Raw genomic sequence first — 18,554 nt, forward strand, 5'->3', positions numbered from 1 at the left:
AATACTGTTATACCAAATAAAATTAGGATGCAACAGGATACCTAAGTAGACCTTTTCTTTCTATTTTAGAATCTATGGAAAATAACCTGACCCTTCGAAAATTCATTTTTTGCCTCTTTATCCTAGTTAAAACCACAGCCTTTGCGCAGCAGGAAAAACCAAATATCATCTTTATTCTTACGGATGATCAACGTTGGGATGCTTTAGGTTTTTCTGGAAATGAGATTATCCAAACTCCTGAAATGGACAGGTTGGCGGCAGAAGGGATTTACTTTAAAAATGCATTTGTCACGACTCCAATTTGCGCAGCCAGTAGAGCGAGTGTTTTAACTGGGCTATATGAAAGAACGCATGGCTATACTTTTGGTCAGGAACTTAATGAGGGGTACGCCCAGAATTCCTATCCAGCTCAATTGAAAAAACTGGGCTATGAAACAGGTTTCTTTGGGAAATTTGGCGTGAACTATCCTGGATTCGCCTCACTATTTGATGTGGGAGATTCTTATGATAGGGATGTGAAATATCCTGATCGCAGAGGCTATTTCTATAAGACTATCAATGGAGATTCGGTGCATTTGACCAAATACACCTCTTATCAGGCGCAGGAATTTATCAAGAATCAATCGGCAGATAAGCCATTTATGCTTTCGCTGAGTTTCTCTGCTCCGCATGCTCATGATCCCGCAGAAGACCAATATTTCTGGTCTCAGGATGTGGATGATTTATATACTGATGTCAAGTTTCCCAAGCCGCTTTTGGCAAAGGAAAAATACTTTGACGAGCAGCCGGAATATGTAAAAACCGGGGAGAATCGCACGCGCTGGTATTGGAGATATGATACTCCTGAGAAATACCAGAAGAGTATGAAGGGCTATTACCGAATGATCTCTGAAGTGGATCTGGAAATTGGGAAAATCCGCAAGACGCTTGCCGAAAAAGGCATGGATAAAAATACGGTGATCATCTTTATGGGTGATAATGGTTACTTCCAGGGCGAGCGCCAACTTGCCGGGAAGTGGTTGATGTACGATAATTCACTACGAGTGCCTATGATCATCTATGACCCAAGAAATCCTGGACATAGAGTGATTTCTGATTTTGCGCTAAACATTGATATCGCGCCCACTGTGCTTGAGTTTGCAAATGGCATTTTGCCACAGGAATATCAGGGTATTAGCTTGGCTGATTACGTGATTGGGGAAAATCCTGCCATTGAAAGGAGTGAATTTATTGCAGAGCATCTTTGGAAAGTCAAAATCATAGCGGCCAGTGAAGGGATTAGAACCAAGGATTGGAAATACTTCCGATATCAGGATGACTTGGCTCACGAAGAGTTGTATAATCTGAACAAAGATCCTTTAGAGAAAAAGAATTTATCTGGAAAGAAAAGCTATGAAAATACGCTTATTGAAATGCGGGAAATTTTTAATAATCATGTGAAAAGGTTGGAAGCGGAGAAGATTAATTAGTTAACAGTGAACAGTCGCAGTGTGCAGAACACTGAGACTGAATACTGAAATCTGACCACAGATCACTGAGCCTTACTTCTCCGACAATGCCTCTCCCTCAAACTTGATCCCATCCCAGCCGGATTGCATAAAGTTGCGGATGTTTTGATGATCTGTTCCTTCTGGATTTCCTAAAACATCTTTTCTATAATAATCACCAAAAAGTGCCAGCGTTTGATCTTGGGTAAGGTTATGGAGCTTTGCAAAGGAGAAAATCTTGCAGCTTCCATTGTTTTGTCCTGCTTCGTTTACCGTGTTTCCATTGGTAAAGTGGGTAGGGGTAAAGTTGTAATTTGTGTCGATATATGTGATGACATCAGGGAAAGCGATGGTGCCAGGGGAGTTTTTGATTTGTTCTAGAAGTTTCATGGGTACAATGATAATTAAATAAGTGATCAGTCGCGGTGTTCAGTCGCAGTTGCCAACTGCCAACTGCCAATTGCCAACTGCCAACTATTTTTCCATAGGATGTGCTTTCAGCAAATCAGCAGGCTGGAAGAACCCTGTGTGATCTTTGACCTCTTCTCGTACTTTTTTCACCAAGTCAGGTGAAATGGCAGTAGCTTGATTCCCAAAGGAATTTCTCACGAAGGTAAGCACTGCTGCTACTTGCGAGTCATCCAGCATACCTTCGAAAGGAGTCATTGGTACTTGTCCAGGATAATCTTTTCCTTTCACTGTTATCGGTCCCATCAAGCCTTTCAATACAATTTTGATCAGGCGCTCTTCATTACCTGTTACCCATGGGGTGCCAGTAAGCGGCGGGAAACCTGAGGCGGCAAGTCCTTGTCCATCCGGCTGGTGACAGGTGCTACAGAAGCCTTCTCTGGCATAGATCTCTTTTCCTAGCACAAATAATTCTCTATCTGAGCCAGTTAAGGATGATTTGATGTCTTCTTCTTTTTTCTCTTTAACAGACAACCCGGAAATATGTGCTACAGCCGCTTCATAAGCAGGAGTGATCCACTCTTCCATTTCCATGTCTTCACCTGCAGAAAGTACCTCAAGCCCTGCTTCTCTTGGCATCCAAGATGCAGCTACGATTGATTCAAGTCTGACTCTACCATTTTCATCTTTGATAGCCTCAGTCATAAGCTCTTTTTGGTTGGAAACCTGATGCCCTGTATATCGAAGTACTCTCACGGCTGCAGCTCTAGCTCTGAAGTCTTTGGCTTTCAGCATTTGCTCCAATAAATCTTTATTTACTTTATTGATTCCCCAGCTTACCCAAAGTGCTTCAAGCACATTGTGCTCATATCTTGGGTCGTTTTTATCCAATTTCTCAGCCCAATCAGCCACAGCATCATACACTTCCTGCTGATCTCTTCCACGCAGTTCCCGGCGAGTTCTGTATCTGGTTCTGTATTCTGGTAATTTTAGATTTTCCAACAACTCAGGTATACTTGCGCCGTCGATTTTGGCTGGAGTGACTAAAGGTCTGGAAGGGTAGGTGATTCTGTAAATCCTACCATGCTGATGATCTCTCAATGGATCACGGGCATTGTGTTGCATGTGGCCAATAAGGATGTTGTGCCAATCAACTACGTATAACGAACCATCGGGAGCAATCTCCATGTCAACAGGACGGAAATTTCTATCTGTAGATGAAAGTAAATCCTGTCTCCATTTGGTAGAGAAACCGATTTCCTCATCGATCATCTGATGCTGTTTTGTTCCTAGGAAACCGATCGTGTTATTGATGATCATATCACCTTGAACATCTTCAGGGAAATGACGACTTGAGATAAATTCCAACCCTGATGTAGGACGTACGAGCTGATCTCTCTGAATTAGATTTCTTCCTTTATTATTTGCATTTCCGTAGCGAGGGAGGAGCGAGGCAGGCATCATGTAGTTCACATTTGGACCTGAAGTCTCAGCATAGAAGTTTTGTCCCCATTCGTCAAAGGCAATTCCCCAAGGGTTTGGGATACTTACCTGAGCCACTCGCTCTAGCTTATGTCTACTAGGAGTATATCTGTAAAAACCTCCATTTGTAGCGCGAACCGGGCCATAGGGAGTCTCCACATTCGTGTGAAGAAAAACTCCCTCCGCCATATAAATTGCTCCAGACTCATCTGTGGTAAATGCTGAAATAGCATGATGCGTATCGTGATCGTCAAAACCGCTGAGCAAAACTTCCTTACGATCTGCCTTGTCGTCATTATTATCATCATACAGAATTACGAGGTTGTTTCCCTGGGAAACATAAACTCCTTCTGCTGCTAACTCAAACCCTACAGGAATATGAAGATCATCCGCGAAAACAGTTTCCTTGTCTGCTTTGCCATCATTGTCTGTGTCTTCATAGATCAACAACTTATCCGCAGGACGGGAATCTCCAGGCTTGTAATGCGGATAGCTTGGCATAGTAGCTACCCAGAGTCTGCCTTTGTTGTCAAAGGAAAGCTGAACTGGGTTGGCAAGGTTTGGCCATTCTTCCTCAGATGCAAAAAGTTCGATTTTGTATCCTGGAGCTACTTTTAATTTAGATAAAGCCTCCTCTCCATATAGGTATTCAAGGCTTCCATTTGCTTCAGGGTTATAATTAGTTTCCACTTCCGGAAGCTTTTTTGTTTTGGCATCAGCCGCAGCTAGATCTTTTCGTTCTCCTTTGTTTGCCATCCAGATCGCTGTATCACGAATCGCGGTCATTTGGCGGATTTTCTCTAGTTCAAAAGGATAATTGTCAGGACCGAATGGGTCGTATCTTCTTCCGAATACATGGACGCCATTAGGGATTTTATAATCGTTTCTCCAAAACCAGTTTTTCTCCTGCACAGCTTCATGAACCAAGTCGCGATTTGATTCATTTTTTACTTCTGTTTTACCGAAAATTTCGTCTGCCAGTAATACGGCTAATTTTTTATAGCCAGCTTCATTAAGCTGAGAACCATCAATGGTCAGGTCTTCCTCAGATTCCAAATACCATTGCTTGCTTGGGGTAAATGCATCTACAAAAAGCACTTTGTTGTTTTCTGCTATCTCGCGCATAGCTACCGTGTAGAGATTTATGTTCTCGTTTTCGGTTTTTCCGTCAGGAACATCAATTTTTTCAGACAAGTCTTCAAAAGCGATAGGTGAGACAATAACGAGTTTTGGAGAAAGTGTGTCGTGATATTTCTGACGAAGTGTATGCTTGATAAATGCATCCAATTCTGCCTTGTAGTTTTCTACTCCATCTACACCTTGGAACGATTCATTGTATCCAAAAAAAGCAATAACAATGTCTGTTTGTAGTCTGGCCAGCCATTCATCAGGCTTCTCCAGGTGACCTATACTACCAGAAGGAGTAGCGTATTCCACTTGAAAGGCCTCAGCACCTGGGAAAGCCCAAGGATCGTTAGTGCCTGATCTAGGTCTAAAGCCAGGTGTGTCTCCTGGATCGGAAAGGTTTCGGATGAAGAGGTTTTTGTCTGGATTTCTGAGTTGCATCTCTGTTTCAAAACTCCCGTAATCCATCATTCTAGAACCCAGATTGTTTCCAATCAGGGCAATTCTAGCGTTTGGCTTAAGTTCGAGGGTTTCTTTTTGGGTGCATTGAAAAGTAAGAATTCCTATAAGGACTAGGAAAAAGAGGTTTTGGGATGATTTCTTCAGCATTTTTATTTAATCAACTATTGATAGCTAATATTAATGATAAAGGGTGGGATAATCAATTGTAGAAGTTTGTGAAGAGCTTTCAAATGGGTTGGGTGGTTCATTTTATATATGTGCTGTTCAAATATCTATTTGAGAGGTTAATATATATTAATACTATAGTGTTATAACTTATATATTTTATTTAACTATCCTGCCGTATCCTGTTTTATAAATATTTTAAATAATATGTTTAGGAAATAAAAAAATCAGCATAGTGCAGGATAGGAACGGGTTTGTAGAGTGGTTAATTGGGAGAATATATAATTAATAATTAAACCCATTCCTATGCTAAACTATTATCAAACATGTATAAAAACTCGGTTTATAGGGTTTTTATTAGCTTTGTTTATCGTCTCTGTGTCTTCCACTTTTGCACAGACGTTAACTGTAAGAGGTACAGTGATTTCCGAGGGCGACAATGAGCCTATTCCTGGTGCCTTAGTGTCAATAAAAGGTACTCAGTCTGGTACAGTGACTGAAATTGATGGTACTTTTCAGATCCAAGCTTCAGTAGGGGAAACCTTAGTGGTTAGCTTTATTGGATTTACCACAAATGAAGTGGTGGTGACTAGTAATAGCACAGACATCCAAGTGACATTGGCTTATTCAACTTCCGATTTGTCCGAAGTAGTCGTAGTGGGCTATGGTAGCCAGGTCAAGCGTGAAGTGACTGGTGCTGTACAGTCAGTGAGCGAAGCTGAATTGAAGGATATGCCAGTATCCTCCATGGCACAAAAACTTCAGGGTAGACTGGCTGGCGTGCAGATCAATCAAACTACCGGTAAGCCAGGGCAAGGTATGAGCGTCCGTATTAGAGGACAGCTGTCTGTCTCTGGTGGGAGCTCTCCTTTATATGTGGTAGATGGTTTTCCGATTACTGGAGATATTAACTCTATCAACCCTGACGAAATTCAGGAAATTACCGTGCTGAAAGATGCCGCCTCTACCTCACTTTATGGATCTAGAGCAGCCAATGGCGTTGTTCTGATTACTACTAAGAAGGGGAAAGTAGGTCAGACAAATGTGAACTTAAATGTATATACGGGTTTCCAGAAGGTGCCAGAGAGAGGACGTTTGGAAATGATGGATGCCGAAGAATTTGCGATTTTTAAGCAGGAGTATTACACTGCAGCAGGACAACCGGTTCCGGATGTTTTCCAGAATCCTTCTCAATACAGAGGGCAATCAAATGATTGGTATGATGCAATGCTGCAGACTGCTCCTATTAGTTCCTATAATCTTACGGTAACCTCTAACAAGGAGAAGGTGAATACAGCGATAATTTTGGGTGTATTCGATCAAGATGGAGTTGTGGTTAATTCTGACTACACCAGATACTCTTTGAGAATGAATACCGATTACCAGGTTTCTGATAAGGTGAACATCGGGGTGAATGTGGCTCCAAATTATGTGGTGGATAACACACCAAGAACAGATGGTACAAGAGGAACGGGTATTCTTTTCAATGCACTTCATACCTGGCCTATCATGCCAATCTATGGCGAAGATGGGGAACTGACTTCTTTTAATCAACTGCCTGCAAGTACAGGTAATATCTATGCTTACCCTAACTGGGTGAGATCCGCGCAGGAGATCACTAATGAAACGAAAGAGTTGAATGTGCTTGCAAATACATATGTAGAATGGAAGCCTATAAAAGGCCTTTCTCTGAAATCAACTTTCAATGCTGAGATCGGTAGTTCAAAGTATATGTGGTTCAATCCATCTACGGCGACAGCCAATATTAACGTTACAATCCCTACAGTGGCAGTTTCTATCCGTGATATCGACGAGCGCTTATCATGGCTAAACGAGAATATCGCTACCTATACCAAAAGTTTTGGAGATCATAATTTCCAGCTTTTGGGAGGTTTTTCAACTCAAAAATTCAGAAGTGAAAGTACACGTATTCAGGCAGATACCTATGCGGATGATCGCATTCCTACAGTTCAGGGAGCGATTAACATCAATAGAGGTGGTACCAACTCCGGAGTGGGCGAGTGGTCTTTGACTTCCTTGTTTTCTAGGCTAACCTATAATTATCTTGGTAAATATCTCTTTACTGCTTCCGTAAGAGGTGATGGATCCTCTAGATTCGGTTCTGACAATCGCTGGGGCGTTTTCCCTTCTGCTTCGGTAGGATGGGTTCTTTCAGATGAGGGATTCTTGAATACAAGTTCCACTATTTCTTTCACCAAACTACGTGCTAGCTATGGTGTGACTGGAAATAATAATATAGGTAATTATACCTCCTATGCTTTGGTCAATAATACGATCAATGCAGTATTTGGTGAGACCGTAGTAGCTGGGGCAGCTGTTAATTCCTTGAGCAATAATAATCTTGGCTGGGAGACAACAGCACAATTTGATTTGGGGTTAGATTTAGGTCTTTGGGATGATCGAGTTTTATTCAACTATGATTTTTATTCCAAAAACACCACCAACCTGCTTTATGCAGTTCAGATACCAAGAGAGTCAGGTTTTGCAAACTACAATGACAACATAGGAGAGATTCATTTCTGGGGTCATGAGTTTTCGGTAAATACGGTGAATACTACTGGGGCGTTTAGATGGACTACCAATGCGAATATTTCTTTCAATCGCAACAAGGTGTTAGAACTTGCAGAGGGTATTGATAGAGTATACGGTACTTATCACATTACTCAAGTGGGACAGCCATTTGGTCAGTTCTATGGTCTTGTGAAGGAAGGTAATTACATGAGTCAGCAAGATCTTGATAATTCACCTATCATACCGGGCAGATCTACTGTAGGTAGTATCAAATTGAAGGATGTGAATGGTGATGGGGTCATTACTTACGGTGGGGACAATGATGATAGAGCTATCATCGGTAATCCTTTCCCTGATTTCACTTATGGTTTGATTAATAATTTTGCTTGGAAGGGCTTCGATGCAAGTGTAGCTATTTCTGGTTCTCAAGGAAATGAATTGTACATGAGACACTTATATTCCACTGCCAATTTGGATGGCGTGTTTAATATGGTAGCCAAAGTATCGAATAGATTCAAATCTCCAGAAGATCCAGGAGATGGAATTTTCGGAACCTCTACTGGTGGAGGGAATGTCACTGGAGTTGAGCGTGATTGGAACAATAGCAACTTCGTGTGGGATGCTTCTTACTTGACTATCAGAAACATCACCATTGGATATACTTTTACCAAACTCCCAAAGACGATCAAGTCTCTTAGACTTTATGCATCTGGACAGAATATGTGGGTGTTTACAGATTATTGGGGAGGATCAAATCCTGAAGTTAGTATGCAGAATGACGGAAATGGAGATGGAGGCAACTTGAGTCAGGGTGTGGATCTTTCATCGTATCCAGTACCACGTACGATTACTTTTGGAGCAAATATCAACTTTTGATTTTGCTAGATCAGTACACATTTAATCTCACCAAACTGTATTAAAAATGAAAAAATATATAATTGTATTACTAGCAGCAAGCTTGGGACTAAGCAGCTGTGATGATTTTCTAACAGTAGTTCCTGAGACTCAATTGAGTTCGGCTACTTTCTTCAAAACGGAGGCTGACTTTGTTCAAGCAGTCAATGCGGCCTATGTTCCATTAAGAACTATCGTAAATGACCGAGCTTGGAAATTATCAGAAATGCACTCTGACAATACCTATTACGGAAGAAATGTGCTCTTCGGAGCAGTGGATCCACAGGAAGATTTAGCGGATTTCTCAGTGCCAGAGGCAAATGGAGTGACTGCCAATGGAAATGTACTTGAGCAATGGAGAGCAGATTATTTGATTATTTCCAGAACCAACCAGATTCTAGATTTGATTGATGATGCGGATGTTGCCCAGGCTCCAAAAGACAATGTAAAAGGACAAGCACTTTTCCTCCGAGCTTATGCATATTTTGAATTAGTTAGGTATTTTGGTGGTGTGCCGCTTCACTTGACTCCAGTAGCCACCAGAGAAGAAGCCGCTCTTCCATTGTCTACTGAGGAAGAAGTATACGCGCAAATAATTCAGGACTTGGTAGCAGCAGTTCCATTGTTGCCAGCGAAATCTGCGCAACAGGCAGGCAGAGCAACTTCAGGTGCAGCAAGAACTTTACTTGCAAATGTTTATATCAATTTAGAGCGCTGGTCAGATGCGGAAACTATTTTGAGACCTGTAGTGACTAGTGGAGAATATAGTCTGATACCAAATTATGAAATGGCCTTTTCGGATAATGCATCAAATAAAAATAATGCAGAGTCTGTTTTTGAAGTTCAATTCCTAGAAGGAGCTGCTGGCTTGAATGGTAATTTTATCTATCAATTTTTGCCAAGACCATTGCTTGCATCGGAGTTAGTAGAAATCACCGGAACTAGCAATCCGCAACCAATAGACGGGGAGGGAAATAATATACCTACTCCAGATATTATTGCGGCTTATGAGGATGGGGATACTCGGAAAGATGCATCCATAGGATATGTGTTTCTATCCAATAGTTTCAGAGATGATAAGACCTATCCGTATATAAAAAAGTACGCAAAGACGCATTCTCAGCATAATAACACCGGCACAAACTGGCCTATTTATAGATATTCAGAAGTGTTATTATTCATGGCAGAAGCGCTTAATGAGCAAGGCAAAGATGGGGAAGCGTTAACTTTCTTGAATCAAGTTCGTGACAGAGCGGGTTTGGGCGCGGTTAGTGGATCTGGAGCTGCTCTTGGAGAGATGATTTTCAAGGAAAGAAGAGTAGAGCTTGCCTTCGAAAACAAGCGCTGGTTTGATATTCAGAGAACTGGAAGAATTGAGGAGATTATTATTCCTTATGGTCAGCGTATTGTAGCTAATCCACTGGATTATTATTACCCACCATTGGAAGATGCAGTCCCAAGACCAAACGTCTTTACTAACCTCAATAAGTTTTATGCTTATCCAGCTGATGAATCTGCTTTGACTCCTTATTTCTAAATTAGAGTATAAAGATCACCCAGCGCTGAGATACTAACATTATCTCTGGCGTTGGGTTATTTAATTATTCATTAAGGTTATAAACAGATTTGTGGTGATAAATAGCTGGTATATTTCATGAGTGGTTTCTGTATTGAAAAATTATTCACCAATTTAAAATTCTAAATATTGTTATCAATTAACATTTGCCCTATGCGACTCAAATACTCTATAAGGAATCTATTTCTCTTATCGGTTGTGGTCCTTTTCTCAGTATCCTGCGCTTCGGATCAAAAGGAAGAAACTACACAAAGAAAACTCACCGGAAATCCAAAATTGGACAAACTCAAGCTCCCTGATGGATTTGTAGCAGAGCATCTCCTTAGTCCTGGTGAAAAGGATGAAGGGTCATGGGTCGCAATGACCTTTGATGATAAAAATAGATTGATCACTGCTGATCAGTATGGTTTTCTGTACAGATTGGAAATACCACCAATAGGATCTGAATCCTTGGAGCCGAAAGTGGAAAAACTCATCATCGGAAACGTAGCTGAGCCACAGGTGGGGATGGGTTATGCTCAAGGTCTGCTGTATGCGTTCAATAGTATTTATGTGATGGTAAATCACAATGGAAATGAAACCTTCGAAGAAAGTACAGGACTTTATAGAATTCAGGATTTGGACGGAGATGATCAGTATGAGTCGGTGACCAAAATCAAAGGCTTCACAGGTCAGCCGGGTGAGCATGGGCCGCACAGTATCAAACTTTCTCCAGATGGTCAGTCACTCTACATAGTTGCTGGTAATCATACTGATGTTCCTGAAATGGATGCTTATAGACTACCTAAAGTATGGCAGGAAGACAATCTTTTCCCAGAAATCAAAGATCCAAGAGGACATGCAAACAGCAGAATGGCGCCAGGCGGATGGGTAGCGAACATTGACCCAGAAGGTAAGCACTGGGAATTGATCTCAGCTGGATACAGAAACCCGTTTGATATCGCGTTCAATGAAGTTGGTGATTTGTTCACTTACGACTCTGATATGGAATGGGATTTTGGTATGCCTTGGTACCGTCCTACCAGAATCTGTCATGTGACTTCAGGAAGTGAGTATGGCTGGAGAACTGGTAACCAAAAATGGTCACCAAATTATCCGGATAACCTACCTGCTATTCTGAATATTGGACAGGGCTCACCAACAAACGTCATGTTTGGAACTGAAGCAAACTTCCCTGAAAAATACAGAACCTCACTTTTTGCATTTGATTGGAGCTTTGGGATTATTTATTCCATGACACTTACTCCAAAAGGTGGCACGTATGAAGCGACAGCAGAAGAGTTTATCTCCGGCTCTCCTCTTCCATTGACAGACGGTATTATCGGACCAGATGGTGCGATGTACTTTATGACTGGAGGTAGAAGACTAGAGTCTGACGTTTACCGTGTCTATTATGATGGAGAAGTAGAAGAGTCTGATAAAAAGCCTCTTCAAATGGCAGATTTGCCAGCTGAGGCTAAGTTGAGGAGAGAATTGGAAGCACTGCACGTAGATGGGGCGCCAGCTTCAGGTCTTGAGTTGGCTTGGGAAAATTTGAGCCATAAAGACCGATATGTTCAGTATGCTGCTAGAATTGCGGTAGAGCATCAGCCAGTGAGTTCTTGGAAAGCCAAAGCTTTGGCAGAAACTGATCCTGCTAAATTGACCATGGCGATGATCGCTTTGTCCAGACATTCAGAAAAAGGAGCTGGAACTCCGATGCTTCAAGCTTTGATGGGAGTTGACTATAAGAGCTTGGACGAAACAGGTAAGCAGAATTTGTTAAGAGCAGTAGAGCTGATTCTAGCGAGACAGGGTGAGCCTACAGGTTCGGTGAAGTCTGATTTGGTGGCTTATTTGGATGGTAATTTCCCAGCAAATAATAACAATCTAGATCGTGCTTTGGCAGTTCTTCTCGTGTATTTGGATGCACCTAATGCAGTAGAGAAGTCTTTGGCACTTTTGAAGTCATCCAAGGATGATCCTAATTACCAAAAAACGTTCTCGGCCTCCTCGGATTTGATCATGAGAAATCCTCAGTATGGATTGGATATTGCAAATATGTTGGCTAATGTGCCGCCAGCGCAGCAGACTTACCTGGCAACAGTTCTTGGCGGTGCTGAGACAGGCTGGACTCCGGAATTGCATGAGGAATATTTCACATGGATTCAGAATGCATTCAAATACAAAGGAGGTCGAAGCTATGTAGGCTTTATTGATAGAGCCAGAAAAATGGCACTTACTCATGTAGCAAAGAGCGATTTTGACAAATACAATGAACTATCAGGCGCAGCATTGCTCACAGGAAATGGAAATGACCTAGTAAATTCTGATGTACAGCCTGAAGGTCCCGGTAGAAGATGGACAGTGGAAGAAGCAGAGCCTTTAATGGCGGATCTACATGGTAGAGATTTGGCCAAAGGCAAAGCAATGTTTGCAGCTTCTCAATGCCAGTCTTGCCACACACTTGGTGGTGAAGGAGGAATTATTGGTCCGGATTTGACGCAGTTGGGTACACGGTTTTCAGCAAAAGATATTTTGGAAGCGACCATCAATCCTAGTGACGAAATCTCTGAGCAGTATGTGGCCAGCGTGATTGAATTGAAAGATGGAAGTTCTGTGATGGGTAGAATCATCAACGAGGACGATAATAGTTACTCAGTATCACAAAACCCTTTCTCTCCAGATGTGCTACGCAAAGTGGAGAAAAGCAATGTGGTATTGGTGAAGGATTCTAAAGTATCCGTCATGATGCCAGGAATGATCAATAGGCTGAATGAAGAAGAATTAAAAGATTTGATGGCCTACCTGATTTCTGGTGGAAAGGCAAATCACGAAGTTTATCAAACTAAAGCCCAAGCGGAAGAATGAAAAATTTACTGAAATCTAAATGGCTTAGAGTTGAACTACTCGGATTAGGAGCGATGATGGTAGTTGGATTGGTGAACTGCCAACAGCCAACTGAGACCATTACTTCCACTATTTCACCTGTAGCTCCTGTTGAGGCTGATTTTAAATCTATTTTCGATGGGAAAACTTTAGAGGGTTGGGAAGGAAATCCCGTGTATTGGTCTGTTAAAGATGGAGCAATCACTGGAACCATCACGCCGGAGACTCTTTTGAAGGCAAATACCTTCCTAATTTGGCAAGGTGGACAGCCAGGTGATTTTGAGTTGAAGGCTGAGTTTAAAATCTCTGAAGGTGGAAACTCTGGGATTAACTACCGAAGTGAACTAGTCGAAGATGTACCATTTGCATTGAAAGGCTACCAAGCAGATATTGACGGGAAGAATAATTATACCGGTCAAAACTATGAAGAACGCAAGAGAGCTACCTTGGCCTATAGAGGTCAGGAAACAAAAATCACTTCTCAGCCTGATGGGGTAGGAGTTCGTGAGTTTGTAGAGCGGAATGCATGGAAAGGCCTTAATGTAGAAAAGGAAATAGGAGATCGTGCAGAACTTGGTTCATTGATCAAAGCCGGTGAATGGAATAGTATTCATATTGTGGCCAAAGGAAATGTTCTAAAGCACTACGTCAACGGTCAATTGATGTCTGAGGTACATGATGAAGACCCTAAAAACAGAATGGAATCTGGATATCTCGGTGTGCAGGTCCATGTAGGTCCACCTATGATGGTTCAGTATAAAGATGTAATGCTGAAGCAATAAGTAGAATATTAAGATTAATAGTATAAATGCCCCTGCTGAAAAGTATGGGGCATTTTTTTTTTACCCTCACTCTGAATTTCTACACCCCTCTAGTTCAAATCTTCCGACTTGGACTCATCATTATGCAGTCTCTTGACTGCAAAAAAAAGGCTAGTCGATTTTTACTCAATAATCTAGTTGGATTTAATGGCTGTCTGATATATTTCAAGTTGAGTAAAATAGCAGTCTAAAGACTGCAATACTTTAGGTCCAAGTCATGAGACTTGAACCAACTCCGCAATAATAAGAATAACAGTATAAATGCCCTTGCAGAAAAGTATGGGGTATTTTTTGCTTATCCCTGACTCGGGATTTCTACACTTTTCCCTAATCCGAACGCTTACAGTACTAAGCCCGTTATAAAAATAGCTAGCCTTACCTTTTTCCAAAGGACTCTTTACTAGCAAATCCAAAAATCAATTTTATATACTACCAAACCACTAGTTATGAATTACCATATTATCATTAATAAAGTAACAACTGTCGACGAATTACCAGGAAGTTGGAGCAATCAGGATTTAATAGAATTACTTGATCGATTTGGTTTTCCGGATGCATCCAATTCCAATCCAGCGGAGCTGAAAGAGTTGCTAAATATGGCAATCTCTGATTTTGAACCAGCAGAAGCTGCTGCGATTTTGCTTGACTATCGACTTTCTGACACCCTCAATGAAGGCCAGATTGATCAAATGTCGCATGATATGCTGCTGGATAAAATCTCTGAAGAATACCCACAAATCGGCCTACATCATCAGCTTTTCAATATCAATCAACTATTGCATAAGGCTTACAATGGCAAATTTCCTAGTGCAAAAGCTACAATAGCAGAATTTGAAATTACAAGCGAGGATACTGGCGCTGAAGAAATTACCAAAGAGGTTGTGTTGAAGGCTCTGCAGCATACGCTGAATGACAGCAATTTGATCAAACGCCTTTTCTCAGATCAATTGGAAGGCAAAGTTAGTTTTGATGAAGCAGATTCGATCATTTGGGTTTTGAGGAAAATAGAAGGACAACAATATCAACTCATCACCTCCGAATACTGGATTGCTAGAGATGAATTTCTTGAGGCTGAATTTGACGCAGACGTGCAGTTATTTGAAGAGGAAGAGACTGAGGGTTAAATGCTAAACAGTTATTTTTAAGTCTAATCAATGATGGCTAACTTATACTTTTGGCTTTATTTTAAGAATTACAATTGGCCCACGTTGAAAAACTTGGGCCAATTTTTTTTAACCCTGCATTAGTTCAAGTCTTCAGACTTGGACTCATTTTAATGCAGTCTTCCGACTGCAAAATTGCTATCGAATGCGATAGTTTGAAGGGATTTTTCACTATATCAGTTTCCACAAATATGTAATCTGAGGTCTGAATTACCTTAGGGCCAAGACATGAGACTTGAACAAAGTACACTTGATAATTTTCTCCAATCTTATTCAATGAAAAGCACATCAATTAACTTTTCTGGTAAACCAGCATAATTTGATGCGCTACTATAAACATAATCCTCAGCAGAAAATACAATGCCTGCATCTACTGGGTTTTGATGGATATAGTTAAGACAGCGAGTGATTTTGTCATTTGAGTTAAGTTCAATTGGATGATTATGTTGCTGCCAAATTTGGAAGGTCGAATTATTTGGGTTTTTAGCTCCGGCCTGCCTAAAGTGATGAAGTAAAAACTCTTTTCTACTTTCATTAGAACTTCCTTGAATAGATTTGAGTATTTCGATTGCAGTAAACTTTTTGAAATCTCTAATAATTGCCTCAATTGTCGGTTCACCATTTCTACCCACAATCAAATGAATATGGCTTGACATTATACAAAAGGCACATAAATCCAGACCTTTATTATTTTGGCAGTATTTTAAAGACTCTATTAGTATGTCTTTATAGTGTTTTCGAGTAAATACATCGATCCATTCTACAATTGTGAAGGTCACAAAGTAAAGCTTCTCTTGATTTCTGATTCTGTATTTTCTACTCATTTAAAAAATAATGATGCGCGGATATTAAGGTAATTAATAGTGAGAAATACTTTCAATAAAATTCGGTTTTTAGGCAGTCTGAAGACTGCAATATTTTAGGTCCAAGTCTGAAGACTTGAACCATACCTATTAAAAATTGGCCCACGTTGAAAAACTTGGGCCAATTTTTTTATTAACGGCTAATTTCTCTCTCATAAGTTGCATAACTTATTCCCGGTCATTCAAACCTGACCCATATAGGGCAGGACAGTGTCAGAAGGCCTTTTTTATAGATTACAGACTAGTCTCAAAACCCCGAATGAACCTCTCAGATCCATCCAACTGGAAACATAAATTATCCAATTCCCGACAGCTTGGGGGAATAGAAACCTCCATCCTCGATAATGGAGCAGGAGGCGGAACCCGTATCGCTTGGATTAACACGGGCACGGGACTTCGTTATAAAGTGGTATTGGACAGGGGAATGGATATTCTGGATGCCTTTCACAATGAACATAGCCTATCTTGGATCAGCAATGCGGGACATGCGGCTGCTCAGCCTTTTTCTAATCAGGGAATAGATTGGTTGAGGACTTTCGGTGGTGGATTGCTGACTACCTGCGGGATTTCCTCTATGGGTCCTCCTAATGAAGATGATACTGGAAGTCGCGGATTGCATGGCAATTACAGTAATACACCTGCCGAACTGATCTCTATCAAGCAGCCGGATATTTATTCTGGAAATCTGGATTTTGAAATCGTAGGCGTCATTCGTGAGACAACGACTTTTGGTCCAAGCCTGGAATTGAAAAGAACCATCTCAGGAACTTTAGGTAGTGCTGAAATCAACATCAAAGACGAGGTCTTCAATCGGGGAAATTCTCCAGCTCCTCACATGGTGTTATATCATATCAATTGCGGCTGGCCCTTGATCAATGAGGGTACACGAATAGTATGGAGAGGCGACATCCAACCTAGGGATAATGATGATTCTATGTCGGATTTTAATAAGCAAAACAAGTTTACCAAGTGCGCAGCGCCATTAGACGAGCACTCGGCTTTTGGTGAAGATGTGGCTTTCATAGTTCCAAAAGCTGACCAAAATGATCAGGTCACTTGTGGATATATGAATGACGAATTAGAGCTTGGCTTAAGTATTTCATTCTCCAAAAAGCAAATGCCATGGCTCATCAACTGGCAGCATTGGGGGAAAAATGAATATGTAACTGCACTAGAACCAGCTACAAATCCTCCAATCGGTCAAGCCGCTGCTCGTGAAAATGGCACCTTGATTTTGCTTGAACCCGGAGAAAGCAGTATCTACGAAATCAAGATGGAAGTGCTAAAGGGGGCCTCAGTCAAAGAATTTAAAATGTAAAATATGTGAAGAGATGAAATGCTCTGAAGAATTTTCAAATTTTTCAATGTTTTAATCTTCCAATTCAATTTCAAATAAAGAATCTCAAATTTCAAATTAATAAACCCATGAGTTTAGCAAAAAAAGCTCTCGAGCAGGGAGAAGGAATCCTTAGATTAACCCCAACTTGGGTGCCTCGGTCATTTTGTGTGCCAGGCAGAAGAATCAAGCTTCATCCGGATGATTATTATAGTTTAGGCGGTGAGCGTGGAGGTATTGACGAACGTTGGTTTTCTTCAACTACTCCAGCTGAAAATGGCCCGCTGACTAGCAAAAATGAAGGCTTGAGTCATGTTGCTTTCGAAGAAGGCGGTAAGTCGGAGTTATTTCTCTTGAAAGATGCAATAGACGAATTAGGAGGGGAAATTATAGGTAGCAGACTTTGGGACAAATACAAGTCCTGGCCTATGTACTCCAAGTTTTTTGACAACATGGGCCCACTTCCACACCACATTCACCCGAGTGATGAGTTTGGTAAGCTGACTGGGCAAAACGGGAAGCCAGAAGCATATTATTTTCCTCCTCAAGTCAATAATCATGGGGGAGATTTCCCATACACTTTCTTTGGAATTGCTCCAGGAACATCCAAAGAAACTATTCTTGAGTGCCTGAAGAATTTCAATAAAGGAGATAATAAAATCACTAACTATTCGCAGGCATTTAGACTTCAGCCAGGTACGGGTTGGAATGTGCCTCCTGGAATGCTTCATGCTCCGGGAAGTTTGTGCACGTACGAGCCACAGAAAGCTTCTGATATTTTTGCCATGTATCAGTCTTTGGTGAATGAAGCCATCATTCCAGATGAATTGCTTTGGAATGCAACGCCAAAAGATCGTTGGGGAGACTATGACTTATTGGTCGAGATGATTGATTGGGATTTGAATGTCAATCCAAACATTATGGATAACCATTACATGGAGCCAATGCCGGTTGAAGACAGAGCAGAAATGAATGCCAAGGGCTATGATGATAAGTGGATTTGCTACCGTTCACATGATTACAGTGCTAAAGAGCTGACAATTTTCCCTGGCCAAACAGTGACGATCAAAGATTCCGCAGCTTATGGCATGATCATGATGCAAGGCTATGGCAAAATGAATAACTGGGATATTGAAACTCCAGCTTTGATTCGCTTTGGACAGTTGACGCATGACGAGTATTTTGTCTCTGAAAAAGCCGCTCAAGCAGGTGTGAAAATTACCAATCACTCCAAGACTGACCCTATTGTCATGCTGAAGCATTTTGGTCCTGATAATCCTGACTTGAAAGTGATGGAATAAATTGGGATTTACGATTAACGATTTTTGATTTACGATCTTCACTCTAGTGTTAATCTTCAAGATAAAATGTG

11 protein-coding genes are annotated in these 18,554 nt (G+C 41.1%); 8 read left to right on the plus strand and 3 right to left on the minus strand.

Annotated features, from left to right (window positions below):
• Nucleotides 1-74: 74 nt before the first annotated feature.
• The gene (locus tag AACZ87_RS07575; RefSeq protein ID WP_339866108.1) at nt 75-1,469 is read left to right on the plus strand and encodes a sulfatase; all 1,395 of its coding nucleotides are present in this window, start codon (nt 75-77) and stop codon (nt 1,467-1,469) included.
• Between the two features lie 72 nt (nt 1,470-1,541).
• Here the strand turns inward: AACZ87_RS07575 and AACZ87_RS07580 are convergent, their stop codons facing one another.
• A complete protein-coding gene (locus AACZ87_RS07580) occupies nt 1,542-1,877 on the minus strand; it encodes a HopJ type III effector protein (protein WP_339866110.1) in 336 nt (111 codons plus the stop codon).
• Between the two features lie 84 nt (nt 1,878-1,961).
• A complete protein-coding gene (locus AACZ87_RS07585) occupies nt 1,962-5,111 on the minus strand; it encodes a PVC-type heme-binding CxxCH protein (RefSeq protein ID WP_339866111.1) in 3,150 nt (1,049 codons plus the stop codon).
• 324 nt (nt 5,112-5,435) lie between these two features.
• Between AACZ87_RS07585 and AACZ87_RS07590 the strand changes: the two genes are divergently transcribed.
• The 5 genes from AACZ87_RS07590 (at nt 5,436) to AACZ87_RS07610 (ending at nt 14,944) form a co-directional block, all read left to right on the plus strand.
• Complete coding sequence (locus AACZ87_RS07590; protein WP_339866113.1) at nt 5,436-8,537, plus strand: TonB-dependent receptor; 3,102 nt, start codon at nt 5,436-5,438, stop codon at nt 8,535-8,537.
• A gap of 46 nt (nt 8,538-8,583) precedes the next feature.
• Nucleotides 8,584-10,092, plus strand: coding sequence for a RagB/SusD family nutrient uptake outer membrane protein (locus AACZ87_RS07595; protein ID WP_339866114.1), 1,509 nt, complete (start codon nt 8,584-8,586; stop codon nt 10,090-10,092).
• 192 nt (nt 10,093-10,284) lie between these two features.
• Nucleotides 10,285-12,981 (plus strand): c-type cytochrome, encoded by a 2,697-nt coding sequence (locus AACZ87_RS07600; protein ID WP_339866116.1) that lies wholly within the window; start codon nt 10,285-10,287, stop codon nt 12,979-12,981.
• Nucleotides 12,978-13,781 (plus strand): DUF1080 domain-containing protein, encoded by an 804-nt coding sequence (locus AACZ87_RS07605; protein ID WP_339866118.1) that lies wholly within the window; start codon nt 12,978-12,980, stop codon nt 13,779-13,781. The genes AACZ87_RS07600 and AACZ87_RS07605 overlap by 4 nt, the downstream gene beginning before the upstream one ends.
• Nucleotides 13,782-14,266: 485 nt before the next feature.
• The gene (locus tag AACZ87_RS07610) at nt 14,267-14,944 is read left to right on the plus strand and encodes a hypothetical protein (protein ID WP_339866119.1); all 678 of its coding nucleotides are present in this window, start codon (nt 14,267-14,269) and stop codon (nt 14,942-14,944) included.
• Between the two features lie 308 nt (nt 14,945-15,252).
• On the opposite strand, the gene AACZ87_RS07615 is transcribed toward AACZ87_RS07610, so the two are convergent.
• Nucleotides 15,253-15,807: a transposase gene (locus AACZ87_RS07615; RefSeq protein ID WP_339866121.1), complete on the minus strand. Its 555-nt coding sequence runs from the start codon at nt 15,805-15,807 to the stop codon at nt 15,253-15,255.
• Between the two features lie 298 nt (nt 15,808-16,105).
• On the opposite strand from AACZ87_RS07615, the gene AACZ87_RS07620 reads away from it, so the two are divergent.
• Entirely contained in the window at nt 16,106-17,164 is a 1,059-nt protein-coding gene (locus AACZ87_RS07620; protein ID WP_339866122.1) for an aldose 1-epimerase family protein, read from the plus strand.
• A 107-nt stretch (nt 17,165-17,271) separates the two neighbouring features.
• On the plus strand, nt 17,272-18,483 hold the full coding sequence (locus AACZ87_RS07625; RefSeq protein ID WP_339866124.1) for a hypothetical protein: 1,212 nt from the start codon (nt 17,272-17,274) through the stop codon (nt 18,481-18,483).
• The last annotated feature ends 71 nt before the right edge of the window (nt 18,484-18,554 follow it).

This window comes from uncultured Algoriphagus sp., assembly GCF_963974365.1.
Lineage (GTDB): Bacteria > Bacteroidota > Bacteroidia > Cytophagales > Cyclobacteriaceae > Algoriphagus.